This window comes from Halomonas sp. 11-S5, from assembly GCF_029889825.1.
Classification (GTDB): domain Bacteria; phylum Pseudomonadota; class Gammaproteobacteria; order Pseudomonadales; family Halomonadaceae; genus Halomonas.
In genome coordinates, this window is sequence record NZ_JARANW010000014.1 from 14,392 (window position 1) to 40,833 (window position 26,442).

The following is a 26,442-nucleotide window of genomic DNA, read 5'->3' on the forward strand; positions in this document are numbered from 1 at the left end:
GCATGACCTTTTCCGACCTCGGCCTGCGTGCCGAACTGCTGCGTGCCGTCGAGGCACAGGGCTATACCACCCCGACCCCGATCCAGCTCAAGGCGATTCCCGCCGTCCTCGAGGGCGGTGACCTGCTGGCCAGCGCCCAGACCGGCACCGGCAAGACCGCCGGCTTCACCCTGCCGATGCTGCAGCGCCTGGCCGACGGCCCGCGCCCGACCAAGCGCCAGGTCCGTGCCCTGGTGCTGACCCCGACCCGCGAGCTCGCCGCCCAGGTCGGCGAGAGCGTGGCCGACTACGGCCGCCACCTGACCCTGAAGAGCCACGTGATCTTCGGCGGCGTCGGCCAGCAGCCCCAGGTGGACGCCATCCGCGCCGGCCTCGACGTGCTGGTCGCCACCCCCGGTCGCCTGCTGGACCTGCACCAGCAGAAGCACGTGGACCTGTCGAAGGTCGAGATCCTGGTGCTCGACGAAGCCGATCGCATGCTCGACATGGGCTTCATCCACGACATCAAGAAGATCCTGCGCGTGCTGCCCGAGAAGCGCCAGAACCTGCTGTTCTCGGCGACCTTCTCCAACGAGATCCAGGCGCTGGCCGGCAAGCTGCTCGACGATCCGGCAATGATCGAGGTCGCCCGCCGCAACACCACCGCCGAGCTCGTCGACCAGGCGATCTACCGCGTCGACCGCGAGAAGAAGCGCGATCTGCTGGCCCACCTGATCACCGAGCATGACTGGCAACAGGTGCTGGTCTTCACCCGCACCAAGCACGGCGCCAACCGCCTGGCCGAACAGCTGTCCAAGCAGAACATCCCGGCCATGGCGATCCACGGCAACAAGAGCCAGTCGGCCCGCACCAAGGCGCTGGCCGCCTTCAAGACCGGTGACCTGCAGGTCCTGGTGGCGACCGACATCGCGGCCCGCGGCCTGGACATCGAGGAGCTGCCCCATGTGGTCAACTTCGAACTGCCCAACGTGGCCGAAGACTATGTCCACCGCATCGGCCGTACCGGCCGGGCCGGTAGCGAGGGCAAGGCGGTCTCCCTGGTCTGCATCGACGAGCACGGCCTGCTCAAGGGCATCGAGCGGCTGATCAAGCGCGACCTGGAGAAGCGCATTGAGCCGGGCTTCGAACCAGACCCCAATGCCAAGCCCGAGCCCATCGAGAACGGCCGCGGCAAGCGCTCAGGCGGCGGCCGCAACGGCGGCCAGGACCAGCGGCGCCAGGGTCAGGCCGTGGGCCAGCGCCGCGGTAGCGACGAGGCCCGTGCCCCGCGCCGTCGGCGCGGCGGCCGCTCCGGCTCGCGCCAGGCCTGAGTCCCGTGGCTGGCGGGCTGCATCGGAATGTGCGAATGTAGCCCGCTGTTGCCCCTTGTCCCTTCCACCGTCCAAGACAAGACGCTTCCATGGATGAAAAGAATCTCGTCACCTGTTACCTGCGCTGGCTGACCTTCCAGCAGCAGGCCCGGCTGGACCGTGAACACCACGGCGCCCGCCAGCGGCTCGAGGAGTCGAAAGTCTCGGCGACACGCATGACCGAGGCCTACCGCAGCATGGCCGCCAAGGCCGCCAGTGAAGGCGCCAGCTATCGCACCCTCTTCCTGCGTGAACACGGCGACACGGCGCTGGCCTGCGAGGGCTGGCTGTTCGTGCGCCGGGTGCTGGCGGAGGGCGGCTCGACGCGCGTGCGCGCCACCCTGCTGACCACCTTCACCCTCGAGGAAGGCCGCATCGAGCCCGGCAGCCAGCCGGCCGAGAACGTCACCCTGGAAATCTTCGACCAGCTGAACATCGACCGCGGCATGAGCAGCGTGGTGCGGGTCGATCGCATCGACGGCGACCGCGACACCCGCTTCATCACCCTGCTCGACGCGGTGCGAGGCGACCTGCGCCGCCACATGCGATGAACCCGGCATGCTGAAGAGGCTGTTCGGTGCGTCCCCCGTGGAGGTCTGGGTCATCAAGCAGGTCGATGATGGCCTGCTGCACCTGTGCGGCCAGGGCACCCTCCAGAGCCGGGACAAGCGCAAGGCCGTGCTCGCGGCCCTGGCGCAGGGGCAGTTCCGGGGCGCCGTGCGCCTGGCCGGCGGCGGCCTGGTGCTCAACGCCCGCCTGTTCGCCGCCCTGGTGCCGCTGGACGACCTGACGCTGACCGACGACGGCCAGGCCCACTGGCAAGACCGCCTGTGGCGCCTCTCCCAGGTGCCCCAGCGCTGCTGGAGCTTCGAGGGCAGGCTGGTCGCCCAGCCGGGGGTCAACGTCGGCGGGTCGGGCCTGGTCAGCGCCGAGGATGTCTCCGGCATCCGCGGGCGCGTCGACCGCGACACTCCGCAGCCGCCCGGCGAGGTCACCTTCCGCGCGGTCAACGAGCTCGAGGACCACCCCCTGATCGCCGAGCCCCGGGACGAGCGTCGCCCCGCCCGGCCGGCGACCCGACGCGAGTGGCGTGATGATGACGAACGGCACTGAGGCAGCTCGGCCCGCCTCTCGCCAACTGGCACTCTTCATCGGCCTGATGGTGCTGGTGGGGCTCAACCTGCGCCCCGCCCTCTCCATCCTGGCCCCGGTGCTCACGCGCATCCAGCAGGATACCGGGCTCTCGGCGCTGGCCATCGGTGCCCTGACCACCCTGCCGGTGCTCTGCCTGGGGATCTTCGCCCCGCTGGCCCCTTGGCTTTCCAAGCACTTCGGCCCCGAGAACACCCTGGCCGCCGCCCTGCTACTGCTGGCCGGCGGCCTGCTGCTGCGTGGCGTGCCGGCCGTCGTCGCGCTGTTCGCCGGCACCCTGATGGTCGGCGCCGCCATCGGCGTGGCCGGCACCCTGCTGCCGGCCCTGGTCAAGCGCGAGCTGCCTGCCGGGGCCGACCTGATGACCGGCGTCTACACCATGGCCCTCTGCCTCGGCGGCGCCCTGGGCGCAGGCCTGAGCATTCCCCTGGCCGACGCCCTGGGGGGCTGGCCGGCCGGGCTCGCCAGCTGGTCCCTGCTGGCGCTGGTGGCCCTAGTGGCCTGGCAGGTGCTGATGCCGCGCCATGACGCCGCCACGGCCCTGCCCGGGGGTGGCGGCTCCACCCGGGAGCTGCTCAGCCAGCCGCTGGCCTGGCAGGTGATGCTGTTCATGGGCAGCCAGTCGTCGCTGGCCTACATCGTCTTCGGCTGGCTGCCCACCCTGCTGGTGGCCCGCGGCTACAGCGAGGCCGAGGCCGGCTGGATGATGGGTGCCTCGGTGATGGTGCAGCTGGTCTCGGCCCTCTCGGCGCCCTGGCTGGCACGCCTGGGTCAGGACCAGCGGCCTGCCCTGCTGATCGTGCTGGGCATGGTCGCCGCCGGCTTCTGGCTGCTGCTCCAGGCGCCGGCGATCTGGCGCTGGCCCGGCGTGGTGCTGCTGGGGCTCGGCCAGGGCGGCGGCTTCAGCCTCGCCCTCACCCTGATCGTGCTGCGAACGGCCAGCTCACGCCTGGCCGGCAAGCTCTCGGGGCTGGTCCAGGGGGGCGGCTACACCCTGGCCGCCATGGGGCCGCTGGCGATCGGCGTGATGCTGCAGTTCGAGGTCGGCCTGACGACCCTGACCCGGGTGCTGCTGGGCATCATCGCCGTCAGCATGGGCTTCGCCCTGCTCGCCGGCCGCAACCGCCGCCTGGAGGTCGACGACGCGGGGAGGCTGGTCACCCGCTAGCTGGCGTTCTAGCGCGGCGAACAACAGCGCTTGGCCATCGCTCGGGCCCGTGACCAGGCAGCACGCCGTCCTGGGTGGACGGTGGTCGAGGCCGCCACCTTGCCCCCCAGCGGCGGACCGGTATCATGGTGCCATCCCTTTTCCCATCCGCCGCCGACAGGAGCCCAGATGCCCGCCCCGGTTTGCGCAGAGCGTCCCGTGCTGGTGATCGACACCGGCGGCACCCTGGGCATGGTCGAGACCGCCCGCGGCCTGGCCCCGGGCCGCCACATCGCCGATCGCCTGCGGCGTGCCCTGGCCGACCTGCCGCCGGGCCGCCAGGCGAGCCTGCCGGCCTTCGAGGTGCTCGAGACCGACCGCCCCATCGACTCCAGCAGTGCCACGCCCGATGACTGGCAGCGGCTCGCCGCCCTGGTGGCGCGGCATTACCGCCGGCATGCCGGTATCGTCATCCTCCACGGCACCGATACCCTGGCCTGGACGGCCTCGAGCCTGGCCTTCCAGCTGCTGGGGCTGGATCGCCCGGTGATCCTCACCGGGGCCATGCGTCCTCTGGAGGCCGAGGGCAGTGATGCCGCGGCCAACGTCGAGGACGCCCTGCGCTTCGCGGTCATCCCGCGCCTGCAGGAGGTGGCGATCTGCTTCGCCGGGCGCCTGCTGCGCGGCTGTCGCACCCGCAAGTGGCAGACCCGGGAGGCCGACGCCTTCACCAGCCCCAACCAGCCGCTGCTCGGCGAGCGCGTCGACGACGAGGTCGTGCTCTACCCGGGGCGCGGCCTGGCGGATCACCAGCGGGGCGCCCCGCGCTTCGAGCTCGCCGACTATTCGCCGCTGGCGGCGGGGGGGGTCGTGCGCCTCGCTCTCTGGCCGGGCATCCAGGCCTGGCAACTGGAGGCCTGGTTGCGGGACGACCGGGTCAACGGTGCCGTGCTGGAGGTGTGGGGCGGCGGCAACCTGCCCGACGACCCGTCGCTGGCCGGGGTGCTTACCCGCGCCAGCGGCGAGGGCAAGCTGCTGGTGGCCCTCAGCCAGTGTCCCCATGGCCCGGTGGCCTTCGGCGCCTACGCCGCGGGACAGGGGCTGGCCGAGGCGGGGGTGCTCTCGGCCGATGACATGACCCCGGAGGCCACCTTCACCAAGCTGGTCCACCTGCTGGCCCTGCCGCTCCCGGAGAACGAGCGGCGACGACGCTTTCTCACGCCGCTCGCCGGCGAGCGATGAGGCGTCGCCAATAACATCGAGGTGGCGAGGAGCGCCGGGGCCTGGCGCCGGATCAGCTCCGAGCTTGGCTGCTAAAGATATAGCCATGAAGACGTCGATGGCAGCGTTGACGGGCATCAAGCACGACACCCCGGAAGTCGCTAAGGTAGGAATACCGCGACAGGACAGCAGGAGTCACGCCATGGAACACCCCGACCACCCCTTCACCGAACTCTTCGAGCAGCTCGGCCTCGCCTCGGATCGCGCGGCCATCAAGCGCTTCATCGATCGCCATGCCCCCATTCCCGAGGATATCGCCCTGCCCGATGCGCCCTGCTGGAACGAGGGACAGGCGGAGTTCCTGCGCGAGGCCCTCGAGGAAGACGCCGACTGGGCTGAGGTGGTCGACCACCTCAATACCTCGCTGCGCAAGGGCTGAGTCGGCGGCCGCGGTCGTCAGGCAGGCGGAGAAGCCCCGCCCGGGGGAGCATCGGAGCAAGGGGGATCCTGCGGCTTCATAGCCGCGCCTCGACTCTTTCCAGGATCTGCCGGCTGACCTTGCCGACCAGAGGCTTGGCCGCCCGGTTGACGGCCTTCTCCAGCAGGCGATTGCGGATGGCGTAGGTCAGGGTCAGGGCCACCTCGGTGCCCCCCGCCACGGGCGTGAGGCGATAGCAGCCCCGGTTGTGCACCCCGTCCAGCGACTCCCAGGCCAGCACCTCCGGCGCCCGCGCCTCGGTGATCGCCACGTCGAAGGTCCAGTCCATCCCCACCACGTGCACGTGCCAGCGGTAGCGATCCTTGCCCAGCGGCTCGATCGCCTGGATCAGGTCGGAGTAGTCAGTGAAGTCCTCAACCCGCTCGAGCAGGGCGAAGACCCGCTCCGGGGGTGCCTTGAGAATCGCGCTGTGTTCGATGGTCGCCATGACGCTCCCTGTGTGACTGCCAACGGCTCGATCGCCAATCGTGCCCTACCTTGTCGCCGACGGCCGATGATGTCCAGCCGCGCGTCGGCTCAGAGGTCGCGCATCAGCAGGGCGAACTCGATCCGCTCGGGCGAGATGGCCTCGCCCGGCACCGGGATGCGCACCACGTGGCCGGAGCCCGGGGCCGCGCCCACGGATTCACCGCGCCGGTTCTCGATGTGCTCGAGCACGAAGCGACGGTTGCCGCCGGGCAGCATCAGCTCCATGGAGTCGCCGACCTCGAAGCGGTTCTTGACGTCGATCTCCAGCGCGCCGCGATCCGGGTCGTAGGCGGTGACCTCGCCGACGAACTGCTGGTGCACGCCCACCGAGTTGCCCTGCTCGTAGTTCTGGTACTGGTCGTGGACGTGGCGGCGATAGAAGCCCTCGGTGTAGCCGCGGTTGGCGAGGTTATCGAGCTCGTCCATGAGCCGCATGTCGAAGGGGCGGCCGGCCACGGCATCGTCAATGGCCCGGCGGTAGACCTGGGCGGTGCGCGCCACGTAGTAGGGCGACTTGGTGCGCCCCTCGATCTTCAGCGAGGTGACGCCCATCTCGGTGAGGCGCGGCACGTGCTGCACGGCGCGCAGATCCTTGGAGTTCATGATGTAGGTGCCGTGCTCGTCTTCGAACACCGGCATCAGCTCACCCGGCCGGCTGCGGTCCTCGATCAGCGCCGAAAGCTCGTCCTGGCCCTCCACGCCGCCGGCGGTGGCGGTGCTCGCCGTCGTGTCGACCACCTGGGCACTGCCGCCGCCGGAGGCGATCAGCCCGCCCTGCTGCCCCCCGTCCCCCGGGGTCCAGACGCCGCTGCCGGCATGGGCGCGGGCCGAGTTGGCCGGCACCAGGTCGCCAGTCTCGTCGTGGGCGGCGGCCACGGTGTTGTACTTCCAGCGGCAGGCGTTGGTACAGGTGCCCTGATTGGGGTCGCGGTGGTTGAAGTAGCCGGAGAGCAGGCAGCGCCCGGAGTAGGCGATGCACAGCGCGCCGTGGACGAAGGTCTCGATCTCCAGATCCGGGCACTCGGCACGGATCTCGGCGATCTCCGCGAGCGACAGCTCACGCGACAGGATGATGCGGCTGATGCCCTGCTGCTGCCAGAAGCGTGCCGCCGCCCAATTGACCACATTGGACTGCACCGAGAGATGGATCGGCTGATTCGGCCAGCGCTCGCGGATCATCATGATCAGACCTGGGTCGGACATGATCAGCGCATCCGGGCCGGCCTCGATCACCGACTCCATGTCGCGCAGGTAGGTCTTTAGCTTGCTGTTGTGTGGCGCAATGTTCGACGCCACATAGAACTGCTTGCCCCGCTCATGGGCATAGGCGATGCCCCTGTGCAGGTTGTCGATCTTGAAATCGTTGTTGCGCACGCGCAGCGAATAGCGCGGCTGGCCGGCATAGACCGCATCCGCGCCATAGGCGAAGGCGTAGCGCATGTTCTTGAACGTTCCCGCGGGGGAGAGCAGTTCGGGGGCTTGCATAGGAGGTCACCGTTGTCAGGACGATGGCGCGCGACGGCGCAGGGTGTGAAGGGCGCGCAGTATAACAGCGCCGAACGCCGAACGCCGGAGGCTGGAGTTCCCCGGGGCCGGCAGGTCACGTAGACTATGGCCGTTTCCGGACCGGACCCCGGATCGCCGCGCAAGCGGCCCGACAAATTCTCCGACCAGAGTTTCCGATATGACCCACTCTTCCGAGCCTGCCACCGTGGTGATCTACTCCGGCGGCATGGACTCCTACACCGTGCTGCACCGCGCCCTGCGCGAGGGGCGCGAGGTCCACGCCCTCTCCTTCGACTACGGCCAGCGCCATCGCCGCGAGCTCGAGGTGGCCGGTCGCGTCTGCCGCGAACTCGGCGTGCCTCATCAGGTGGTCGACATCCGCGCCATCCATGGCCTGATCGACAACTCGGCACTCACCGACGCCCGCCGCGACATGCCCGAGGGCGACTACGCGGCAGACAACCTCGCGGCCACCGTGGTGCCGAACCGCAACATGATCCTGCTGTCGCTGGCCATCGCCAAGGCGGTGAACATCGGCGCCGGACGGGTCGACTACGGCGCCCACGGCGGCGACCACCTGCTCTACCCGGACTGCCGCCCGGCGTTCGTCGAGGCGATGAATGCGGTGGCCGGCATCGCCAACTTCGAGGCCGTCGAGATCCATACGCCCTACCTGCGCGCCAGCAAAGCGGAGATCCTCGCCGAGGGGCTGGCCATGGGGCTCGACTACGCCGACACCTGGACCTGCTACCAGGGCGGCGAGCTGGCCTGCGGGCGCTGCGGCAGCTGTTGCGAGCGCCTGACGGCGTTTGCTGCCAACGACGCCAGGGATCCCGTCGGCTATTTACCGTGGCCCGATACCGCCGCCCCGCAGCAGCCCGCTCCCCCTGCCGTTTCACTTGACTCGCCCGCCGGAGAGCGCTGATGTACCACCTCAAGGAGGCCTTCTACACCCTGCAGGGCGAGGGCGGCCAGGCGGGTCGCGCCAGCGTCTTCTGCCGGTTCTCGGGCTGCAACCTCTGGTCCGGCCGCGAGCAGGATCGCGCCGCGGCGGCCTGTCGCTTCTGCGATACCGACTTCATCGGCACCGATGGCCGGAACGGCGGCCGCTTCTCGACGGCCGAGACGCTGGCCGAGCACCTGGCCGCGCTGTGGCCGGACCAGGAGGGGCAGGGTGTGAGAACCGCCACGCCCTATGTGGTCTTCACCGGCGGCGAGCCACTGCTGCAGCTCGACGAGCCGCTGATCCGCGAGATGCACGCCCGCGGCTTCGCGGTCGCGGTCGAGACCAACGGCACCCTGCCCGCCCCTGCCGGCATCGACTGGCTCTGCGTCAGCCCCAAGGGTGAGAATCCGCTGGCCATCACCGGGGGCGACGAGCTGAAGCTGGTCCATCCCCAGGCCGACGCCCCGCCCGAGCGCTTCACCCGGCTGGCTTTCACCCACTTCTTCCTGCAGCCCATGGACGTGGCCCCCACGGGCCTTCGGGGCGACGCCATGACGCAGAGCGTGGCCTATTGCCTGGCCAACCCGCAGTGGCGACTGTCGCTGCAGGCCCACAAGATCGCGGGGATCGACTGATGACGCTCTTCGTCAACCGCCTTACCCACCTCGACGTCTCGCTCTGGTGCCCGCAGCGGGGCCTGGTCGGCGCCAGCTGGCAGGTCGATGTCGAACTCGACGGCGAGCTCGGCGAGGACGGCATGCTGTTCGACTTCGGCGAGGTGAAGCCGTGGATCAAGTCGCGGCTCGATGGCGGCCTCGACCACACCCTGCTGGTGCCCACCGGAGCACCGGGGGTGACGCTCCACGATTGCCGGGAAGGGCTCTGCGTGCGCATCGAGCGGCCCTACCCGCTGGAGGTACGTGCCCCGCGCCAAGCCCTGACCCTGCTGCCCTGGCGCGAGATCACCCCGGAGCGACTCGCCGACCACCTGGCCGCGGAGCTGATGCGCCGCCCGCCGCCGCGGGTCACCGACATCCGCCTGCGCCTGCGCGAGGAGGCCATCGAGGGGGCCGCCTACAGCTACAGCCATGGCCTGAAGCAGCATGCCGGCAACTGCCAGCGCATCGCCCATGGCCATCGCTCGCGCCTGCAGGTGTGGCAGCAGGGGCGACGCGTGCCGGCCCTCGAGCAGCACTGGGCCGCCTGGCTGGCCGACCGCTACCTGGTGGACGCGGCGGATGTCGTCGTCGACGACGAGCCCGGTTTCCGCGACCTGCTGACCTGCCGTTACCGCGCCGAGCAGGGCCACTTCTTCATCCGGCTCCCGCGCAGCCGCTGCGCGGTGCTGCCGACGCCGACCACGGTGGAACATATCGCCGCCTGGCTGGCCGAGGCCATCGCCCGGGAGAGCGGCCAGGCCACGCGGGTCCAGGCCTTCGAGGGCATCGACAAGGGCGCCATCGCCGAGGCTCGGCCATGACCGGCACGCCCCCGGACCCCGCCAGCGGGTGCCGTCCGGGTTGCGGCGCCTGCTGCATTGCACCCTCGATCAGCTCGCCGATTCCCGGCATGCCTGACGGCAAGCCGGCGGGCGTGCGCTGCGTGCAGCTCGATGATGCCAACCTCTGCCGGCTGTTCGGCGACCCGCGCCGGCCGGCGGTGTGCGCGCGCTTCGACTACGACCCCGAGCTGTGCGGCGAGCGACGTGACGAGGCGCTCAGGCGCATCGAGGCCCTGGAACTGGCCACCTGAGCCCCGCCCTCCCCACCACAACGGCGCCTCAAGGGGCGCCGTTGTTCGCTGCAGGTCGCGTATCGAAGATTCAGGAGGAGAGGTCCGCGGCATGGGGCAGGCGCCGGTCGAGCAGGCTGCGCCAGCGCATCAGGACCGGCGCATCGCTGTGGCTCACCTCGCTCAGCAGGGTGCGGAACTCCGCCCGGAGCGCCTCGTCCTGAGGATCGATCAGGGTCAACCAGAACTCGAGCGCCGCTAATTGCTGGTGGAGGTTGCCGTCCTCCCGGGCCTGCACCAGGGCCTGCTCGGCGAGACTCTTGACCTCCTCGCGGGAGTGTCCCAGGCGCTGCCGAACGCGCGCCAGGTGCACGGCCAGCTCCGGGACGAACAGGGTGGTGCGCTCGCGGGCGATCATCAGGCACTGGTCGAGGTAGTCCTCGGCCCGGGAAAGCTCCCCCAGGGCCAGGCAGGCATCCACGTACCACAGGGCCGGTCGCTGGTAGGGGTCCCGCCCGGTGACCTCGGCCAGCTCCTCCTGGGCCGACTCGATCTGGGCTAGGCCGTCGCGGTCGCCGGCCAGCGCCCGCTGCCAGCCCAGCACGCTGCGCGCGGCCACCTGCCAGAGGTGCAGGTCGGGGGTGCCGGTCAGCTCGAAGGCCCGCTCGGCCCGCATGGTGGCCAGGTGCACATGCCCCAGCTGGCGATAGAGGGCCGCGGCATACATCAGCGCCATGGCCAGGCTCCCGGGATGGCCGATCCGCTCGGCCAGCCGGATGGCCGATTCCACCTGCCGCTCGGCACGCTGGTAGTCACCACGCAGGCAGAGCGTCCAGCCCTGGAAGCAGGCGGCCGCGACCTGAGGATGGTCGGAGAACGGCAGCCACTCGATCATCATCGGGACATTGAGCGGGTCGATCTCCTCCAGGTGGTCATAGGCCTGGGAGATGCGCCCGGCCCAATACTCGCAGCTGGCCCGAGCGAAGTCGGCCAGGCGCCGGTAGCGAGGATCCTCGAGGCGGTCGGCGAGGCCGGCCAGGCGCGAGGCCAGCGAGAAGGCATCGGCATGGGCATGGCGCTGGCTGCAGCCCACCCAGAGCCCCCACTGGACCAGGAAGGCCTGCTCCAGGTCCGCGCCGTCGTCCAGGCCGGCCTCCTCCTGAGCGAGCAGCTCCCGGGCCCGCACGAAGCTCTCGTGGGCGGTGGGTGAGCCATGCCCCTCCAGGGCGAAGGCGGCCTGGCCACGCACGGTGAGCAGACTGATCTCGCGCTCGGCCTGACCCTCGACATGGCGCAGGCTGGCCAGGCCGAAGTCGGCCATCTTCAGCGCCGTGCGGTTGGCGCTGACCTTGAGGGCCTCGCGAGCGGCCAGCTCGAAGTAGCGGGCGCCGCGGGCATAGTGGCCGCTGCGCCGCAGGTGGGTGGCGAAATCGCCGGGATGGCGGCTGATCCAGATGGGGAAGTGCTCCTCGATCAGGCTGACCACCTGACGATGGATGCTCACCCGCACGTCCCGGGGACAGGAGAGATAGGCGGCTTCCTGCAGCAGCTGGTGGGTGAACTGGTATTCACGCTCCCCCTCCTCGCCCTCGACCGGCTCGATGATCTCCAGCCGGCGCATCTGCTCCAGCGCCGTTGCCAGGCGGCTCATCTCCCAGCCGCTGCACTCGGCCAGGAAGTCGAGGCGGAAGCGGCGCCCGAGCACCGCCGCCACATGGGCCACCTCGCGGTCGGTGTCGAGCTGGTCGATGCGGCTGGCCAGCAGCCCCAGCAGGCCGCGTGGCAGCTCGTCGAGCTGCACGCTGCGCCCCTCGCGGCGATCCATGTCCACCCGGCGGCAGATCTCCTGGAGGTAGAGCGGGACGCCATCGCAGCGCTCGATGATCTGGCCGCGCAGCCGCGGGCTCAAGTGGATCCGGTAGCGGCGCGCCAGCTGGGAGAGCAGCCGGGAGGACTGCATGGCATCTAGCCGCCCCAGGGAGATCTGCTGGTCCCAGTGCAGCTTCGCCGGCAGCGCCTCGCGACCATGGTGGCTGGCCACCAGCAGGAAGGGGCTATTGATCGGCAGCCGCGCCTGAAGCCCTGCCAGCACCTTGAAGGAGGGCTCGTCGAGCCACTGCAGGTCATCGATCATCAGCACCAGGGTGCGCTCGTGGGACAGCTCGCGGATCAGGCGATGAACCAGCCCCACGACCAGCTCGACGGCCTCCCCGCTCTGGGCGAGCACCGCCATCTCGCGGGGCTCGCGCACGCCGAGCGCCTCCTCCAGCAACAGGCGATGGTCGGTATCGGGGGCCAGGGCCTCATCGCCGGCCAGCAGTCGCGATAGCGCCTCGGCATCGATGCGCCCCCCCAGGTGCCAGCGCAGCAGCTGGCGCGCCACCCCATAGGGCTCCTGGACGGAGAGTCGGGTAGTAGGCTGCCAGCAGATCGCCGCCTCGCGGCTCTGCTCGAGCTGGCGAAAGCCCACCAGCAGCGCCGACTTGCCGAGCCCCGAGGGCCCTCGCACCAGCACGCTCTGCCGCAGGCCGATGCCGGCCCGGGCCAGGGCATCGCGCAGGGTGCGCAGGGAGCCCTCGCGTCCCACCAGGCTGGGCGGAGGCGCCTCGCGCCCGCCCTCGTTGGTGCCGAGCACGAGCGCCCTCAGGCGCACCCGGCCGTCGCTGGCCACCAGCCGCGTAGAGAGCCGCGGCTGAAGGTCGAGGGCCGGCGGCATGTGCTGGCTGGCGTCCTGGGAGATGACCAGCTCACTGCCCTCGGCGGCACTCATCAGATCGAGGGAGCCCTGGGTTACCTGGCCGAGCGGATCGACCAGATGGCGCTCGGGTAGGTAGACAACCCGGCCACTGTCCAGGCCGGCGGCCAGCTCGATGCGCGGTGGCTCGCCCTCGCCACTCCAGTGGCGCTGGGACTCCTCGGGCAGCACGCACCGACAATGCTCGTAGAGCGCCACCAGTTCAGCCAACTGGTGCGCCGGGCCATGGGTGCCGAAGCAGGCCAGGCCCAGGCCGCCGGTCGCCCCGGGCAGCCAGAAGCCGCCGAGGTGGTGACACTGCTGCTCGAGCCAGCGCATCAGTTCGACCTGCAACGCCAGGCAGGCGCGGGCATCGGCGCGCGCCGACAGGTCGGCCTTGAGCCGCAGGCGAATGGCCATCACCGAGAGCTGGCGCTGCTCGATCTCGCCCTCGCGCAGGGGGGGGCTATCCATGGCCAGGGTGCGCGAGAAGGCACCGCTGGGGCCGAGGGCGCGCACCTCGGCCTGGACATCGGACCAGTAGCGGGCCAGCTGCAGGAAGGAGGGCTCGGGCTGCTGACCGGAGAGCGCCAGCAGCTGCAGGTAGGCGTTGTACTGCTCATGGGCGGCGGCCAGCTGGCCCTGTTCGGCCAGCTGGCGCACCAGGCGTTCATGAAAGGGCCCGTAGCCGGAAAAGCGGCTGACCAGTGACTCCAGCACGCTATCCGGCAGTGCCTCCTGACGCTCCAGGACACTCTCGGCGAAGCGGATCACCCGTTGGCGCCACTCGTTGCGCACCTGTACCAGCCAGCGCTGGTACTCGGCACAGCTGGAAAGGTGCAGCTCCTCGGCGAGATCGCCGCGGTAGCAGGCCAGCACCGCCTCGAGCGTGGCCACGTCGACGGGGCCCTCGAGCAGCGCCTGCAGCCGATGCATGTCGAAGCGCCAGCGCTCCGGCAGTCGGAAGGCAATAGTCTGGCGGGACACCGACAGCACTCGCTCGGCCTCGTCGCCCAGCGACTGACGCAGGCAGTGCAGGGCATGGCGCAGATTGGTGCGCCCCGACGACAGGCCCTGATCGGGCCACAGCAGTTCGGCCAGGGTGGCGCGGCTGACCGGCTGGTCGTGGAGCAGCAGATAGACCAGCAGTGCCTTGACCTTGTCGTAACTGAACTGGGTCAGGATATCGTCGCCCAGACTCAGGGAAAAGTGGCCGAAGAGTGCCAGGTGGTCCCGGTCATTGTCGTGTACGTCGTCGGCAGCATTCCGCATGGTGATCATTCCTGCGTGGCGGAAGTGATGGCCTCAGGCCGGCACGCCGCTGTGAAAACGAAAGGCCGTGTCCGGCATGGTGACCAGTTCGGCCTCGCGATCGGAGAAGAAGGCGATACGCGCATCGATGGGCGCCGGGGCCAGGCGGCGCGCCAACATCAGATAATCCTCGAAATGACGGCCTTCCGACTTAACCAGACTGCGATAGAACTTGGCAAGTTCATCATCCAGACGCGGAATCAGGCGGGCAAAGCGCTCGCAGCTGCGCGCCTCGATCAGTGCCCCGATGATCAGGATATCGATCAGCCGTTCAGGCTCCTCGCCGCGCAAGTGGCGGCGCAGCCCCTCGGCATAGCGTGAGGCACTGATAGGACGATAGACAATGCCTCGCGCCTCCATCAGCTTGACAACCTGCTCGAAGTGCAGCAACTCCTCCCGAGCGAGCTGGCTCATCTTGGTCAGCAGCAGCGGCTGGTCCAGGTAGCGATAGAGCAGGCTCATGGCCGTGGAGGCCGCCTTCTTCTCGCACTGGGCATGGTCGATCAGCAACAGCTCGGGGTTGGCCAGGGCCCAGTCCACCCAGGCATCCGGGGTGGCACAGGGCAGGAAGGAAAGTAGCTCGGCGGGCAGCAGGTCCCGGCAGTCGGTCATCTCGAGGGTCGGCATCGGGGTATTAGGGTTCCAGTGTCGGCGGGTCAAGGGGGTCGGGGAGCAGCGCCTGTCGCCGTTCGGCGGCGGCCAGCAGCTCGGTGGTGATGCGTTCATGGAGCGTGGCGGCGTCCTCGTCGTCGCGACTGACCAGCCCGTAGCGCGCGAGCTCCCGGATGCGGCCGCGGCCCACCCGCAGCAACTCCACGGCGCGGGAGAGCGCCGGCTGATCCTCGCGAAAGCGGATGCGGTGGCGCTGCAGCTGCGCCTCCAGGCTCGCGGGGTCGACGACCTCCAGGAAGCGCGCGGCGACCTCGGCCCGCAGCCGGTCCAGCTCGACCATGCGCCGCTGTCGCTGCTCGCCGGACAGGGCCGGCCAGTCGCGGATCTCGCTGTCGACGCGCTGACAGCCACGGCAGACACGGTCGCCCAGGGTGGTCGAGCAGAGACCGACGCACGGCGAGGTGATGCGCTCCCCCATGTCCCCTCCCGTTGACGTTAAGGTGCGTTGACAGAACGTCATGGTAACGCGGGGAACGCCGGGCTGGCATCCCGAAGTTGCCGCCGACCAAAGTTCAAGGCCGCTACTGCGGGCCCAACTTAACATTGTCGACAGTTTCCTCTATGATCGCGGCACCGCTGACACCCTGGTAAACAGGAAGGGTCTGCCAGACGTTTTCCCGCGCCGAAGCGTGCCTTTCGTCGACGCTCGACTTATCGATGCGCCACAAGGTCTGCCGGCTTCGGCCACCACCACCGATGAGGGCCCCAACGTGCTTGAAGCCTATCGCCAACATGTCGAGGAGCGTGCCGCCGATGGCGTGCCGCCGAAGCCGCTGAACGCCGAGCAGGTCGCCGCACTGGTCGAGCTGCTGAAGAACCCGCCCACCGGCGAGGAAGAGGCCATCCTCGACCTGCTCACCCATCGCGTGCCGCCCGGCGTCGACGAAGCCGCCTACGTCAAGGCCGGTTTCCTGACCGCCATCGCCAAGGGCGAGGCCGAGTCGCCGCTGATCGACAAGATCCACGCGGTGAAGCTGCTGGGCACCATGCAGGGCGGCTACAACATCGTCTCCCTGGTCGAGCTGCTCGACGACGCACAGCTCGCCAAGGAAGTGGGCGAGCAGCTCAAGCACACCCTGCTGATGTTCGACGCCTTCCACGACGTGGAAGAGCGCGCCAAGGCCGGCAACGCCGTGGCCAAGGACGTCCTCCAGTCCTGGGCCGACGCCGAGTGGTTCCTCTCCAGGCCCGCCCTGGAAGAGAAGATCACCCTCAGCGTCTTCAAGGTGCCCGGCGAGACCAATACCGACGACCTCTCCCCCGCCCCGGACGCCTGGTCACGCCCCGACATCCCGCTGCACGCCAATGCCATGCTCAAGAACGAGCGCGACGGCATCGAGCCCGAGGTGCCCGGCACCACCGGCCCGCTCAAGCAGATCGAGGACGTCAAGGCCAAGGGCTTTCCGGTCGCCTACGTGGGCGACGTGGTCGGCACCGGCTCCTCGCGCAAGTCCGCCACCAACTCCGTGCTGTGGTTCTTCGGTGACGACATCCCCAACGTGCCCAACAAGCGCGCCGGTGGCTTCTGCTTCGGCGGCAAGATCGCGCCGATCTTCTTCAACACCATGGAAGATTCCGGCGCCCTGCCCGTGGAGATGGATGTCGAGAAGCTCGAGATGGGCGACGTCATCGACGTCTACCCCTATACGGGCAAGGTGTGCAAGCACGGCACCGACGAGGTGCTCACCACCTTCGCGCTCAAGACCCAGCTGATCCTCGACGAGGTACGTGCCGGCGGCCGCATCCCGCTGATCATCGGCCGCGGCCTGACCACCAAGGCGCGCGAGTCCCTGGGCCTCGCTCCCTCCGACGTCTTCCGCCTGCCCGAGCAGCCCACCGACACCGGCAAGGGCTTCACCCTGGCCCAGAAGATGGTCGGCAAGGCCTGCGGCCTGGACGGCGTGCGCCCGGGCATGTATTGCGAGCCGAAGATGGCCACCGTGGGCTCCCAGGACACCACCGGCCCGATGACCCGCGACGAGCTCAAGGACCTCGCCTGCCTCGGCTTCCAGGCCGACCTGGTGATGCAGTCCTTCTGCCACACCGCCGCCTACCCCAAGCCGGTCGACGTGGACACCCACCACACCCTGCCCGACTTCATCATGAACCGCGGCGGCGTCTCGCTGCGCCCGGGCGACGGCATCATCCACAGCTGGCTCAACCGCATGCTGCTGCCCGACACCGTGGGCACTGGCGGCGACTCCCACACCCGCTTCCCGCTGGGCATCTCCTTCCCGGCGGGCTCCGGCCTGGTCGCCTTCGCCGCCGCCACCGGCGTGATGCCGCTGGACATGCCGGAATCGGTGCTGGTGCGCTTCAAGGGCGAGCGCCAGCCCGGCGTCACCCTGCGTGACCTGGTCCACGCCATCCCCTACTACGCCATCCAGCAGGGCCTGCTGACCGTCGAGAAGTCCGGCAAGAAGAACGCCTTCTCCGGCCGCGTGCTGGAGATCGAGGGCCTCGAGGATCTCACCGTCGAGCAGGCCTTCGAGCTCTCCGACGCCTCCGCCGAGCGCTCCGCCGCGGGCTGCACCATCACGCTGTCCGACGACAGCGTGAGCGAGTACCTGACGTCCAACATCACCCTGCTCAAGTGGATGATCGCCAACGGCTACGGCGACCGCCGTACCATCGAGCGCCGCATCCAGGGCATGGAGGAGTGGCTGGCCGACCCGAGCCTGATGCGCGCCGATAACGATGCCGAGTACGCCGAGGTCATCGAGATCGATCTCGAGGAGCTCAAGGAGCCGGTGCTGTGCGCCCCGAACGATCCGGACGACGCCCGCCTGCTGTCTGACGTGGCCGGCGAGAAGATCGACGAGGTGTTCATCGGCTCGTGCATGACCAACATCGGCCACTTCCGCGCCGCGGGCAAGCTGCTCGAGAAGCAGCCGGCAGGCAGCCTGAAGACCCGCCTGTGGCTGGCCCCGCCGACCAAGATGGACCAGCACCAGCTGACCGCGGAAGGCTACTACGGCATCTACGGCCGCGCCGGGGCACGCATGGAGATGCCCGGCTGCTCGCTGTGCATGGGCAACCAGGCCCGCGTCGCCGCCAAGAGCACCGTGGTCTCCACCTCGACCCGTAACTTCCCGAACCGCCTGGGCGACGGCGCCAACGTCTACCTCGCCTCCGCGGAGCTGGCGGCCGTGGCCGCCGTGGAAGGCCGCCTGCCCAGCGTCGACGAGTATCGCCGCTACATGGGCGAGTTCGATGCCATGGCCGGCGAGATCTACCGCTACATGAACTTCCATGAGATCGAGGAGTATCAGAACGCCGCGTCCAACGTGATTCCGGTCGCGCAGGAAGCCTGATCCCCCTATTTTCTGATAACCTTGGGTTCGACTCCGATGCTCGCAACATCGAAGGCCGCCGTCCGCGGCGGCCGGAGCCGATGAACGAAGCGCCCCATCCGGGGCGCTTTTTTTGATCCCGCCCTTTCGACCGGCCTGTCCCACCAAAAGGGGGCTTCCGTTCTGCCCGGGCCATGGCATCATGATGGGGATCTCCCACGTCACGAGGAGCCTCACCGTGAGCCATATCGTCACCCCGGACATCTGCGATGCCTACCCCGAGGTCCAGGTGCTCGACCCGATCTTCGTCAACGTCGGCGGCCACGAGGCCTTCGCCGGCCCGATCCGCACCGTCAAGTGCTTCGAGGACAATTCCCTGGTCAAGCAGGCGGTGGCCGAGCCCGGCGATGGCGCCGTGCTGGTCGTCGATGCCGGCGGCTCCACCCGCTGCGCCATGCTGGGCGACATGCTGGCCGAACAGGCCGCCGGCCACGGCTGGGCCGGCGTGGTGATGTACGGCTGCGTGCGTGACGTCGACGTGCTGGCCGAGTCGGAGCTCGGCATCCAGGCCCTGGGCGCCCATCCGCGCAAGAGCGAGAAGCGCGGCGAGGGACAGCGCGACATCCCGGTCAGCTTTGCCGGTGTCACCCTGACGCCCGGCCAGTGGCTCTATGCCGACAACAACGGCATCCTGGTCGCCGACGAGCAGCTGGACCTGGAGCGCTGAACCGCGACGAGGCCCGCGGTAACAGGCACTTGCCCGTGACGGGCAAGCGGTGTCATCCTGACGTCAGATTCCCGTCATGCGCGAGTCCATGCTGCCCCTGTCACGACTGAGCAGCGACGCGCTGCGTACCCTGCGCGAGCATCTGCGTCCGCTGATCGCCTATCACCTCTTCTTCACGCTGCTGGCCTCGAGCCTGCTGCTGCCGGCCGTGGGCTGGACCCTCTCGGGCCTGATCGCCCAGTTCGGCCGCCCGGTGATCACCAACAACGAGCTGATCGCCCTGCTGATGAGCCCCGAGGGACTGCTCTGGCTACTGGCCGCCGTGGGCCTGACCTTCCTGGTGCTCTACCTGCAGCAAGCCGGCATGATCCTGGTGGCGGTGCGTCCCCGGGACCACCATGTCCGACTGGCCTTCGAGGCCCTGTGGGCCACGCTGCGCCGGCTGCCGGCCCTCAGCGGCCTGGTGGTGCTGCAGGTGGGGGGCCAGCTGCTGCTGCTGGTCCCGCTGGCCCTGAGCCTCGCCTGGCTCCATGGGTTCTTCCTGGGGGGACTGGACCCCTACTTCGTGCAGAGCGTGCGCCCGCCCGCCTTCTGGGCCTTCCTCGGCAGCGGCCTGGTGCCGGTGCTGGCGTGGGTCCTGATCGCCGGCAGCCTCTATGTCCGCTGGCACCTGGCCCTGCCGGTGCTGACCCTGGAGGGGCTCTCGCCGCCGGCGGCCCTGGCGCGCAGCATGCAGCTGACCCGAGGCCGCGGGCGCCATATCGCCGCGGCGGTGGTCCTGCTGCTGCTGGGCATCGTCATGCTGCCGCTGCTGGCCACGGCGCTGTTCGACCGGTTCGTCACGCCGCTGCTGTGGTGGCTGCCCGAGCGCAATGCGGTGCTGATCCCGGCCATGCTCGCCTACCTCACCGCCTACCTGCTGATCGCCCTGGCCATCACCTTCGGCGGCATCGCCGCCAACGCCCTGCAGGCCACCTGCCTCTACCTGCGCCTGGCCCATCGCGAGCCGAAGCCCAAACCCCCGCCACCCGGCACCCATCCCGGGCGCCTGGCCTGGGCCGTCGAGCTCGCCGTCGTGCTGTTCGCCATTGGCCAGGCGTGGCTGATCGTCAACCGTTTCGAGATCCGCGACGAGGTCACCATCATCGCCCACCGCGGCAGCTCGCTGAAGGCGCCGGAGAACACCCTGGCCGCGGTGGAACAGGCGATCCGGGACCGGGCCGATGGCATCGAGATCGACGCGCGCCTCACCGCCGACGGCGAGGTGGTCCTCTACCATGACGAGAGTCTCAGGCGACTGGCCGGCGACGACCGCAGTGTCGGGGCCCTGCCGCGAGCGGACCTCGCCGAGGTGGATGTGGGCAGCTGGTTCGGTGACCCCTTCATCGGCGAGCGAATCCCGGGGCTGGACGAGGTCCTGGCGGCGGTGCGTGGACGCGCCACCCTGATGATCGAGCTCAAGCCCGATCCCGGCCGCGAACTCGAGCTTGCCGATGCGGTCATCGACACCCTGGCGAGGGAGAGGGAGCTGCGCCGCGCGTGCCGGCACCGCGCCGAGGATCGGGTGACCGCCCTGGCCTGTGGCGATCCCGACATTATGGGCGAGATGCGCGTGGCCGCCACGTCGCCCTGGCTGCTGCGCGAGGTCACGCTACGCGCGCCCCGCCTGCGCACCACCCTGCTGGCCCAGCTGGTGATGTCGGGCACCCTGGAGCGCCGGGGCTTCGATGCCCTGGCCCTTCGCCACAACCGCATCGACGAGGAGGAGGTCCGCCTCGCGGGACACTACGGCTACGAGCTGCATGCCTGGACCATCAACGATCGCACCCGGATGTCCCAGTTGATCGACCTGGGGGTGGACGGCATCATCACCGACCGGCCGGCCATGCTCGCCGCGCTGATCGCCGAGCGCCGCCGCCTGGGCGATGGCGCCCTGCTGCTGGTCAAGCTACGCAACTGGCTGAGGAACTAGTCCCCCATCACCACCCCTTCACGGCGCGGGTCGGCGCCACCGAAGAAGCCCTCCTCGGTGCGCTGGATCGCCTGCAGGCCGCTGGTGAGCTCGCGCTCCTCCACCTCGTGCCCCCGCTCGCGCAGCGCCTCCCGGGTGGCCGGCGGGAAGCGTCCCGCCTCCAGATAGACCGGCCCGCCCAAGGTGATGGCATGGGGCAGGTCCAGCGAGCGCTGGGCGTCAAGGCCCCAGTCGAGCATCGCCACCAGCGAACGGGCGGTGTAGTGGATGATGGCCGCGCCCCCCGGCGAACCGAGGCTCGCCACCAGCTCGCCACTGTCCCGGTCGAAGACCAGCGTCGGGCTCATGCTCGAGCGTGGGCGCTTGCCGGGCTCCACCCGGTTGGCGATGGGGGTCCCCTCCTCATCCGCGGGGGTAAAGGAGAAGTCGGTCAGCTCGTTGTTAAGCAGGAAGCCCCCTGGCATGCCGGTGCCCCCGTCGGAGAGGATGCGTGCGCCGAAGGCCTGCTCGATGGAACTGGTCATGGCCAGGGCGTTGCCGTGTGCGTCGACGATGCTCATGTGGCTGGTGCCGTATTCCGGCTGCGTCGGCTGCACCGCCCAAGCGGTGGCCAGGGCGCCGGGGTTGCCCGGGCTGGCACCGCCACTGCCCATGCTCTGCCCGTCCTCGATCAGGTCGGCACGCTCTTCCAGGTAGTCGGGGGCGAGCATCAGCGACCAGTCCCCGCCGGGCGCATCGACGAAGTCCGGGTCGGCGATGTAGCGTCCGCGGTCGGCGAAGGCCAGCCGCGAGGCCTCCAGGAAGCGGTGCAGCCAGTCGACGCCGGGCAGGTCGTCCTCCAGCCCCGCCTCCAGCGGAGGGAGCTGCTCCAGGGTGCCGAGGATCTGCATCACGGTCAGGTGGCCCGAGGAGGGAGGCGGAAAGCCACATACCCGGTACGCCTGCCAGTCGGTGCACAGCGGTTCGCGCTCCTTCGCGGAGTAGGTGGCCAAGTCCTCGAGGCTCAGGCTGCCAGTAATGCCGGGATGGTTCTGCACCCGCGACACGATGTCCGCCGCGATCGCCCCGGTGTGCAGCGCCGAGCTGTCATCCTCGGCGATCCGCTCGAGGATCACGGCCAGGGCCGGGTTCTTGAGCCTGTGCCCTTCCGGCAGCGGCTCCCCCGCCTCGGTGAAGTAGAAGGCCGATGCCAGGGCGTCGTCACGCAGGGCGTCGGTGTCGGCCAGGCTCCGATGCAGCCTGGGGCTGACGGGAAATCCCTCGTCGGCCAGGGTGATGGCCGGCTCGAAGAGCTCGGCCCAGGGCAGGCGACCATGCGCCTTGTGGGCCATCTCCAGCATGCGCAGGGTACCGGGCACGCCGACCGAGCGACCGCTGGCCACGGCCTTCATGAACGCCAGGGGCTCGCCGTCCCCGTCCAGGAAGAGTCCCTCCTCCACCGAGGACGGCGCGGTCTCGCGGCCGTCGTAGGCCTTGACCTCCTCGCCGTCGTGGTACATCAGGAAGGAACCGCCGCCGATACCGCTGGACTGGGGCTCGACCAGGGTGAGCACCATCTGCACCGCGATGGCGGCATCGATGGCCGAGCCCCCCGCCTTGAGGATCTGGTAGCCGGCATCGGTGGCCAGGGGGTTGGCCGCGGCCACGGCGAACGTCTGGGTGGCCCAGCCAGGCTTCTCCTCGCTCCCGGACCCGGTCTCCGGGGCGATGTCCGGACGCTGGTACTGGAAGTCCACCTCGCCCAGGGCCGCCGGGGACAGCAGCAGCGGGGAGAGGAGCAGCAACAGGGACGCCGAGCGACGCCAAGCGGTGGGGATAGCCATGATCAGGACGCCTTGTCTCGATTCGGGGTCTTGACAGCATAGGTGAGTCCGGCCCGGTCGTCGCCACCCTTACCGGCGACAGCGCCACAGGGCCAGCAGGTTCATGCTGGCGAGGGTCAGCAGTGCGGCGGCGACCCAGCCCAGGGAACTGACCAGGCCGTGGAACTCGCCGGGAGCGGCCTGCGGCCGGAAGGCCATGCCGTATTCGGCCAGGCGGCTGCCCGCGTAGAGCAGCAACGCCAGCATGCCCAGCGGTAGCGGCGAACGCCGTCGGGCCAGCCAGCGGGTCAGGCGCCAGGGTTCCGGCGGCGCCTTGGCCGGTGCGGCCTTCCGCGCCCTGGACTGCGGTGCGGCCCTGGACTGCGGTGCGGCCCTGGACTGCGGTGCGGCCCCGGGCCTGCTGGGCGCACGCCGCGGGGGGCGCCGCGACGGCTTGCGACCCGCGCCCGGCAGGCGCCCCACCAGCCAGCGCGTGGCACGGACCAGGCCCCAGCCCAGGGTAAAGCAGACGGAGAGCGCCAGGCCCCCCATCACCAGCAAGTATGCCATCCCGGCAGATCCCCCTTCGGCTCGTTGGAGGCGCTATCTTGCCAAATTCTCGCCGTCCTGTGGTCCAGAATCGCTTGGTCCCTCAAGGCACCACGATGACCGGGATCGGCAAGCGGGCCAGCAGGTCGGCATCCTGGTCGGCCAGGCGGGCGAGCTGGGGGCGATGGAGCAACAGGGCACCGTTGTCCGCGCGCGCCAACTGCTGCTCCAGTTGCCGGGCATCGGCCACCTGCAGGGTCTCCCTGCCATCGAACAGTCGAGTCAGCGCCTCGGGAACCGGCGGGAACTCGCCGCCCGCCCCGGGACCGTCCAGGGTGCGCAAGGGGCCGCGGGAAAGCGACAGCCGCTCATCCCAGATGACCACCGTGCAGGGCGCCTCCAGGATCAGGGCGCGGCTGGTGGAGCCCAGCCGCACGCCCCAGTGGCCCGAGAGCCCGGCCTTGCCGAGCACCAGCAGGTCCCCCGGGCCGGCCAGCGACAATGCCTCGCTGACCACCTGGCCGCGACTGACCCGCAACTGGTGTCGCAGCTCCCGGCCGGCCACCGCGGCCTCCAGGGCCTCGGTCACGCGCCGGGTCTGTCGGGCCATGCCAGCCTCGAGGTCGGTCCTCGACAACCGGCGCACCCGCCCCGAGACGGCGCCGATCTCCCGGGCAAAGGGAAAGCCGGCGCTGCCCAGCAGGTCCTGGTCCTCGACATAAAGCGCCACCAGCTCGGCGTGGCGCATCATCGCGAAATCCACGGCGGCGGCCAGTGCCGCCAGGCTGTGGCGCGACGCATCGAGCAGTGCCAGCACCCGCATCACCGGGACCGGCTCATCCGTAGTCTGTTCCCTGGGGTCTGGTCGGGACACGTCAGCGTTCATCATCCGGCTCCTCGTGCTCATCGTGCTCATCATCATCGCCACCCCGCTCCTCCTGGCGCGCGTGCTTCACCACCTCACGGAAATGGGCCAGCCGCTCGGTCACGCGGGCATCCAGGCTGCCCTCGGGGAAATGCCCCTGGGCGTCGGGGGCACCGATGGGCAGGCCGGTGAGCAGCTCCAGTGCCTCGTCCACCCGTGACACCGCAAAGACCCGGAAGCGCCCCTGCTTGATGGCGTCGCGGACCTCGGCCTTGAGCATCAGGTGCTCGATATTGGTCACCGGCAGGATCACCGCCTGGCCCTCGAGATCCCCGCGGGCGGCGCAGACATCGAAGAACCCTTCGATCTTCTCGTTCACGCCGCCCACCGCCTGGACCCGACCATGCTGGTCGATGGAGCCGGTCACGGCGAAGGCCTGGTCGAGCGGTACCCGGGCAATGGCCGAGACCAGGGCACACACCTCGGCCACCGAGGCACTGTCGCCCTCGATCCCGCCGTAGGACTGTTCGAAGGCCAGGCTCGCGGAGAGCGAGAGTGGCTCCTCCCCCGCATAGCGCGTGGCCAGGTAGTGCGACAGGATCATCACCGCCTTGGAGTGGATACGCCCCCCCATGCGCGCCTCGCGCTCGATGTCTACCACCTGGCCGTTGCCCGGCCGCGCCGTGGCGGTGATGCGCGACGGCTGACCGAAGGCATATTCGCCCAGCTGCAGCACGGAGAGGCCGTTGACCTGGCCGACCACGCGACCCTCGGTGGCGACCATCAGGGTGCCGCGAGTGATCATCTCGTGGCTGCGCTCGCGGATGCGCCCCGCCCGCCACAGCTGCTGGCTGACCGCCTTCTCGACATGGCGCCGGGCGATCACCGTGGCCGCTTCCTCGCCGGCCCAGTGGTCGGCTTCCAGCACCAGGTCATGAAGATCGCGGTGACGCGCGGTCAGCTTGCGCTGGTCGTCGGCCAGGCGGCTGGCCCGCTCGATCACCGCGGCCACGCCGCTGCGGTCCAGCGGACGCAGGGCCGCCTCGCGGGCCAGGGTCGCCACCAAGCGGGCATAGAAGGCCTCGTGCTCGGGGTCACGGTCAAGCTCGTCCTCGAGGTCGGCCTGGACCTTGAACAGCTCCAGGAACTCGGGGTCATGCTCGCAGAGCAGGTAGTAGAGCAGGCGCTCGCCCAGCAGCACGATCTTGACGTCCAGCGGGATCGGCTCCGGCTCGAGGGTCACCGTGCTGATCAGCCCATAGGCCTGCTCCAGCGACTCGGTGCGGATCTCGCCGGCCTTCAGTATTCGCTTGAGGGTCTCCCAGGCCCCCGGCTGGGTGAGCACGCCACGCACGTCCAGCACCAGATAGCCGCCATTGGCGCGATGCAGGGCACCTGGCCGAATCAGCGAGAAGTCGGTCAGCAGGGTGCCGTTGTGAACATGGTGCTCGATGCGCCCCACCAGGTGCTGGTGGGTGGGCAGGTCCTGGTAGATCACCGGTGCCCCCTGTGCCTCGGCGTTGTCCACGATCAGGTTGACCTGGAAGCGGCTGAACACCGCCTCCGCCGGGATGTCGGGCTCATCGGCGATAAAGGAGTCGACATTGAACAGGATCGCCTCGCGGATGGCGTCGAGGTGGGTCAGGACGCCCTCGTGTTCGGCATAGCGCTCCTTGAGCTCATCCAGCGGGGCGCCGATGGCCGACTCGAGCATCTCCGCGTTGAGGGCGTTGGCCTGGTCGCGCAGTGCCTTGGCCAGGCGTGGCATCTGGCGGATCGCCTGGGTCAGCTTGCGCTGCAGGATCTCGACCGTGGCCTCGATGCGCTCGCGATCGTCCTTCGGCAGCTTCTCGAAGGCCTCCGGCGCCATCATCTTGTCACCGTCGGCCGGCGCGAAGGTGAAGCCGTTGGGGGTGGAGAGCAGCAGGATATCGTGCTCGCGGGCCTCGCGTCGCACGGCCTCCACGGCGTCGCGCTGGCGCTCGCCCATGGCCTGCTTGAGCTCGTGGAGGCGGTTCTGGTACTCCTCGCTCTCGAACACGGCAGGGATGGCGCTGCGCAACTCCTCGACCAGCGCCTCCAGGTCGGTGCGCAGCTGACGCCCCAGGCCGGGCGGCAGCGAGAGGGCCAGCGGCACGGCCGGATCGTCGAAGTTGTAGCGGTAGCACCAGTCGCTGGGAGGCGAGGCGGCTCGGGCCTTCTCGGAGAGGAAGCTGCCCACCAGGCTGTGCCGGTCGTGCCCGGGCTGGCCCAGCACGAAGAGGTTGAAGCCGTCACTGCGGATCGCGGTGCCGAAACTCAACGCGTCCCGCGCGCGCTCGTGGCCAACCAGCAGGTCCAGCGACTCGAGCTCACTGGTGACCTCGAAAGCGAAGACATCAGTCGGACAGGTCCGGTACACCTGTGCCACCCCAAGGGGTTCCACCATAGCAGTTCTCCTTTGCAGACACCGGCAGTATGCGACAAGGCGAAGGGTCGTGCCTGATAGAGATCAAGGA

At 69.6% G+C, this 26,442-nt stretch carries 22 protein-coding genes; 13 read left to right on the forward strand and 9 right to left on the reverse strand.

What is annotated here, in order from left to right; all coding sequences use genetic code 11:
- The first annotated feature begins 2 nt into the window (after nucleotides 1–2).
- The 6 genes from OP497_RS10885 (at nucleotide 3) to OP497_RS10910 (ending at nucleotide 5,308) form a co-directional block, all read left to right on the forward strand.
- A complete protein-coding gene (locus tag OP497_RS10885) occupies nucleotides 3–1,310 on the forward strand; it encodes a DEAD/DEAH box helicase (RefSeq protein WP_280548257.1) in 1,308 nt (435 codons plus the stop codon).
- An 89-nt stretch (nucleotides 1,311–1,399) separates the two neighbouring features.
- Nucleotides 1,400–1,900: a hypothetical protein gene (locus OP497_RS10890; RefSeq protein ID WP_280548258.1), complete on the forward strand. Its 501-nt coding sequence runs from the start codon at nucleotides 1,400–1,402 to the stop codon at nucleotides 1,898–1,900.
- Between the two features lie 7 nt (nucleotides 1,901–1,907).
- The gene (locus OP497_RS10895; RefSeq protein WP_280548259.1) at nucleotides 1,908–2,462 is read left to right on the forward strand and encodes a hypothetical protein; all 555 of its coding nucleotides are present in this window, start codon (nucleotides 1,908–1,910) and stop codon (nucleotides 2,460–2,462) included.
- Nucleotides 2,446–3,669, forward strand: a complete 1,224-nt coding sequence (locus OP497_RS10900; RefSeq protein WP_280548261.1) for an MFS transporter — start codon at nucleotides 2,446–2,448, stop codon at nucleotides 3,667–3,669. Before OP497_RS10895 ends, OP497_RS10900 begins: the two co-directional genes overlap by 17 nt.
- A gap of 168 nt (nucleotides 3,670–3,837) precedes the next feature.
- Nucleotides 3,838–4,890, forward strand: coding sequence for an asparaginase (locus OP497_RS10905; protein ID WP_280548262.1), 1,053 nt, complete (start codon nucleotides 3,838–3,840; stop codon nucleotides 4,888–4,890).
- A 181-nt stretch (nucleotides 4,891–5,071) separates the two neighbouring features.
- Entirely contained in the window at nucleotides 5,072–5,308 is a 237-nt protein-coding gene (locus OP497_RS10910; protein WP_280548264.1) for a DUF2789 domain-containing protein, read from the forward strand.
- 76 nt (nucleotides 5,309–5,384) lie between these two features.
- Here the strand turns inward: OP497_RS10910 and OP497_RS10915 are convergent, their stop codons facing one another.
- Together OP497_RS10915 and yegQ are read right to left on the reverse strand one after the other, a co-directional pair.
- Complete coding sequence (locus OP497_RS10915) at nucleotides 5,385–5,795, reverse strand: SRPBCC family protein (RefSeq protein WP_280548266.1); 411 nt, start codon at nucleotides 5,793–5,795, stop codon at nucleotides 5,385–5,387.
- 89 nt (nucleotides 5,796–5,884) lie between these two features.
- Nucleotides 5,885–7,321 (reverse strand): tRNA 5-hydroxyuridine modification protein YegQ, encoded by a 1,437-nt coding sequence (gene yegQ / locus OP497_RS10920; protein ID WP_280548267.1) that lies wholly within the window; start codon nucleotides 7,319–7,321, stop codon nucleotides 5,885–5,887.
- A gap of 199 nt (nucleotides 7,322–7,520) precedes the next feature.
- On the opposite strand from yegQ, the gene queC reads away from it, so the two are divergent.
- The 4 genes from queC to OP497_RS10940 are packed head-to-tail and all read left to right on the forward strand — an operon-like array spanning nucleotide 7,521 to nucleotide 10,040.
- A complete protein-coding gene (gene queC, locus OP497_RS10925; RefSeq protein ID WP_280548269.1) occupies nucleotides 7,521–8,267 on the forward strand; it encodes a 7-cyano-7-deazaguanine synthase QueC in 747 nt (248 codons plus the stop codon).
- The gene (queE, locus tag OP497_RS10930) at nucleotides 8,267–8,923 is read left to right on the forward strand and encodes a 7-carboxy-7-deazaguanine synthase (protein WP_280548271.1); all 657 of its coding nucleotides are present in this window, start codon (nucleotides 8,267–8,269) and stop codon (nucleotides 8,921–8,923) included. The genes queC and queE overlap by 1 nt, the downstream gene beginning before the upstream one ends.
- Nucleotides 8,923–9,768 carry a 6-carboxytetrahydropterin synthase gene (locus tag OP497_RS10935; protein WP_280548273.1) on the forward strand — a complete coding sequence of 282 codons (846 nt, stop codon included), beginning with the start codon at nucleotides 8,923–8,925 and terminating at the stop codon, nucleotides 9,766–9,768. The genes queE and OP497_RS10935 overlap by 1 nt, the downstream gene beginning before the upstream one ends.
- The gene (locus OP497_RS10940) at nucleotides 9,765–10,040 is read left to right on the forward strand and encodes a YkgJ family cysteine cluster protein (protein WP_280548274.1); all 276 of its coding nucleotides are present in this window, start codon (nucleotides 9,765–9,767) and stop codon (nucleotides 10,038–10,040) included. Before OP497_RS10935 ends, OP497_RS10940 begins: the two co-directional genes overlap by 4 nt.
- Nucleotides 10,041–10,110: 70 nt before the next feature.
- On the opposite strand, the gene OP497_RS10945 is transcribed toward OP497_RS10940, so the two are convergent.
- From OP497_RS10945 to OP497_RS10955, 3 genes are read right to left on the reverse strand one after another with little or no spacing between them, the layout of a single operon-like run.
- On the reverse strand, nucleotides 10,111–14,025 hold the full coding sequence (locus tag OP497_RS10945; protein ID WP_280548275.1) for an AAA family ATPase: 3,915 nt from the start codon (nucleotides 14,023–14,025) through the stop codon (nucleotides 10,111–10,113).
- A gap of 33 nt (nucleotides 14,026–14,058) precedes the next feature.
- The gene (locus OP497_RS10950; RefSeq protein ID WP_280548276.1) at nucleotides 14,059–14,691 is read right to left on the reverse strand and encodes a tRNA-(ms[2]io[6]A)-hydroxylase; all 633 of its coding nucleotides are present in this window, start codon (nucleotides 14,689–14,691) and stop codon (nucleotides 14,059–14,061) included.
- A 7-nt stretch (nucleotides 14,692–14,698) separates the two neighbouring features.
- Nucleotides 14,699–15,154, reverse strand: coding sequence for a DUF1289 domain-containing protein (locus OP497_RS10955; RefSeq protein WP_280548277.1), 456 nt, complete (start codon nucleotides 15,152–15,154; stop codon nucleotides 14,699–14,701).
- A gap of 292 nt (nucleotides 15,155–15,446) precedes the next feature.
- On the opposite strand from OP497_RS10955, the gene acnB reads away from it, so the two are divergent.
- The 3 genes from acnB (at nucleotide 15,447) to OP497_RS10970 (ending at nucleotide 20,728) form a co-directional block, all read left to right on the forward strand.
- Nucleotides 15,447–18,050: a bifunctional aconitate hydratase 2/2-methylisocitrate dehydratase gene (acnB, locus tag OP497_RS10960; RefSeq protein WP_280548278.1), complete on the forward strand. Its 2,604-nt coding sequence runs from the start codon at nucleotides 15,447–15,449 to the stop codon at nucleotides 18,048–18,050.
- A 184-nt stretch (nucleotides 18,051–18,234) separates the two neighbouring features.
- Entirely contained in the window at nucleotides 18,235–18,756 is a 522-nt protein-coding gene (gene rraA / locus OP497_RS10965; RefSeq protein ID WP_280548351.1) for a ribonuclease E activity regulator RraA, read from the forward strand.
- A gap of 76 nt (nucleotides 18,757–18,832) precedes the next feature.
- Complete coding sequence (locus OP497_RS10970) at nucleotides 18,833–20,728, forward strand: glycerophosphodiester phosphodiesterase family protein (RefSeq protein WP_280548280.1); 1,896 nt, start codon at nucleotides 18,833–18,835, stop codon at nucleotides 20,726–20,728.
- Here OP497_RS10970 and OP497_RS10975 read toward each other — a convergent pair.
- From OP497_RS10975 to OP497_RS10990, 4 genes are all read right to left on the reverse strand, one after another.
- A complete protein-coding gene (locus OP497_RS10975) occupies nucleotides 20,725–22,551 on the reverse strand; it encodes a gamma-glutamyltransferase family protein (protein WP_280548282.1) in 1,827 nt (608 codons plus the stop codon). The two genes, OP497_RS10970 and OP497_RS10975, sit on opposite strands and share 4 nt — an antisense overlap.
- A 69-nt stretch (nucleotides 22,552–22,620) precedes the next feature.
- Nucleotides 22,621–23,100: a hypothetical protein gene (locus tag OP497_RS10980; RefSeq protein ID WP_280548284.1), complete on the reverse strand. Its 480-nt coding sequence runs from the start codon at nucleotides 23,098–23,100 to the stop codon at nucleotides 22,621–22,623.
- Between the two features lie 82 nt (nucleotides 23,101–23,182).
- The gene (locus tag OP497_RS10985; protein WP_280548286.1) at nucleotides 23,183–23,965 is read right to left on the reverse strand and encodes a universal stress protein; all 783 of its coding nucleotides are present in this window, start codon (nucleotides 23,963–23,965) and stop codon (nucleotides 23,183–23,185) included.
- Entirely contained in the window at nucleotides 23,955–26,372 is a 2,418-nt protein-coding gene (locus OP497_RS10990; RefSeq protein ID WP_280548288.1) for an ATP-binding protein, read from the reverse strand. The genes OP497_RS10985 and OP497_RS10990 overlap by 11 nt, the downstream gene beginning before the upstream one ends.
- Nucleotides 26,373–26,442 lie beyond the last annotated feature (70 nt).

Excerpts from the sequence above, each read along its gene's own strand:
- OP497_RS10885 (WP_280548257.1), top strand. The coding sequence starts at position 3 with ATGACCTTTTCCGACCTCGGCCTGCGTGCCGAACTGCTGCGTGCCGTC.
- OP497_RS10890 (WP_280548258.1), top strand. The coding sequence starts at position 1,400 with ATGGATGAAAAGAATCTCGTCACCTGTTACCTGCGCTGGCTGACCTTC.
- OP497_RS10895 (WP_280548259.1), top strand. The coding sequence starts at position 1,908 with ATGCTGAAGAGGCTGTTCGGTGCGTCCCCCGTGGAGGTCTGGGTCATC.
- OP497_RS10900 (WP_280548261.1), top strand. The coding sequence starts at position 2,446 with ATGACGAACGGCACTGAGGCAGCTCGGCCCGCCTCTCGCCAACTGGCA.
- OP497_RS10905 (WP_280548262.1), top strand. The coding sequence starts at position 3,838 with ATGCCCGCCCCGGTTTGCGCAGAGCGTCCCGTGCTGGTGATCGACACC.
- OP497_RS10910 (WP_280548264.1), top strand. The coding sequence starts at position 5,072 with ATGGAACACCCCGACCACCCCTTCACCGAACTCTTCGAGCAGCTCGGC.
- OP497_RS10915 (WP_280548266.1), bottom strand. The coding sequence starts at position 5,795 with ATGGCGACCATCGAACACAGCGCGATTCTCAAGGCACCCCCGGAGCGG.
- yegQ (WP_280548267.1), bottom strand. The coding sequence starts at position 7,321 with ATGCAAGCCCCCGAACTGCTCTCCCCCGCGGGAACGTTCAAGAACATG.
- queC (WP_280548269.1), top strand. The coding sequence starts at position 7,521 with ATGACCCACTCTTCCGAGCCTGCCACCGTGGTGATCTACTCCGGCGGC.
- queE (WP_280548271.1), top strand. The coding sequence starts at position 8,267 with ATGTACCACCTCAAGGAGGCCTTCTACACCCTGCAGGGCGAGGGCGGC.
- OP497_RS10935 (WP_280548273.1), top strand. The coding sequence starts at position 8,923 with ATGACGCTCTTCGTCAACCGCCTTACCCACCTCGACGTCTCGCTCTGG.
- OP497_RS10940 (WP_280548274.1), top strand. The coding sequence starts at position 9,765 with ATGACCGGCACGCCCCCGGACCCCGCCAGCGGGTGCCGTCCGGGTTGC.
- OP497_RS10945 (WP_280548275.1), bottom strand. The coding sequence starts at position 14,025 with ATGCGGAATGCTGCCGACGACGTACACGACAATGACCGGGACCACCTG.
- OP497_RS10950 (WP_280548276.1), bottom strand. The coding sequence starts at position 14,691 with ATGCCGACCCTCGAGATGACCGACTGCCGGGACCTGCTGCCCGCCGAG.
- OP497_RS10955 (WP_280548277.1), bottom strand. The coding sequence starts at position 15,154 with ATGGGGGAGCGCATCACCTCGCCGTGCGTCGGTCTCTGCTCGACCACC.
- rraA (WP_280548351.1), top strand. The coding sequence starts at position 18,235 with ATGGGGATCTCCCACGTCACGAGGAGCCTCACCGTGAGCCATATCGTC.
- OP497_RS10970 (WP_280548280.1), top strand. The coding sequence starts at position 18,833 with ATGCGCGAGTCCATGCTGCCCCTGTCACGACTGAGCAGCGACGCGCTG.
- OP497_RS10975 (WP_280548282.1), bottom strand. The coding sequence starts at position 22,551 with ATGGCTATCCCCACCGCTTGGCGTCGCTCGGCGTCCCTGTTGCTGCTC.
- OP497_RS10980 (WP_280548284.1), bottom strand. The coding sequence starts at position 23,100 with ATGGCATACTTGCTGGTGATGGGGGGCCTGGCGCTCTCCGTCTGCTTT.
- OP497_RS10985 (WP_280548286.1), bottom strand. The coding sequence starts at position 23,965 with ATGAACGCTGACGTGTCCCGACCAGACCCCAGGGAACAGACTACGGAT.
- OP497_RS10990 (WP_280548288.1), bottom strand. The coding sequence starts at position 26,372 with ATGGTGGAACCCCTTGGGGTGGCACAGGTGTACCGGACCTGTCCGACT.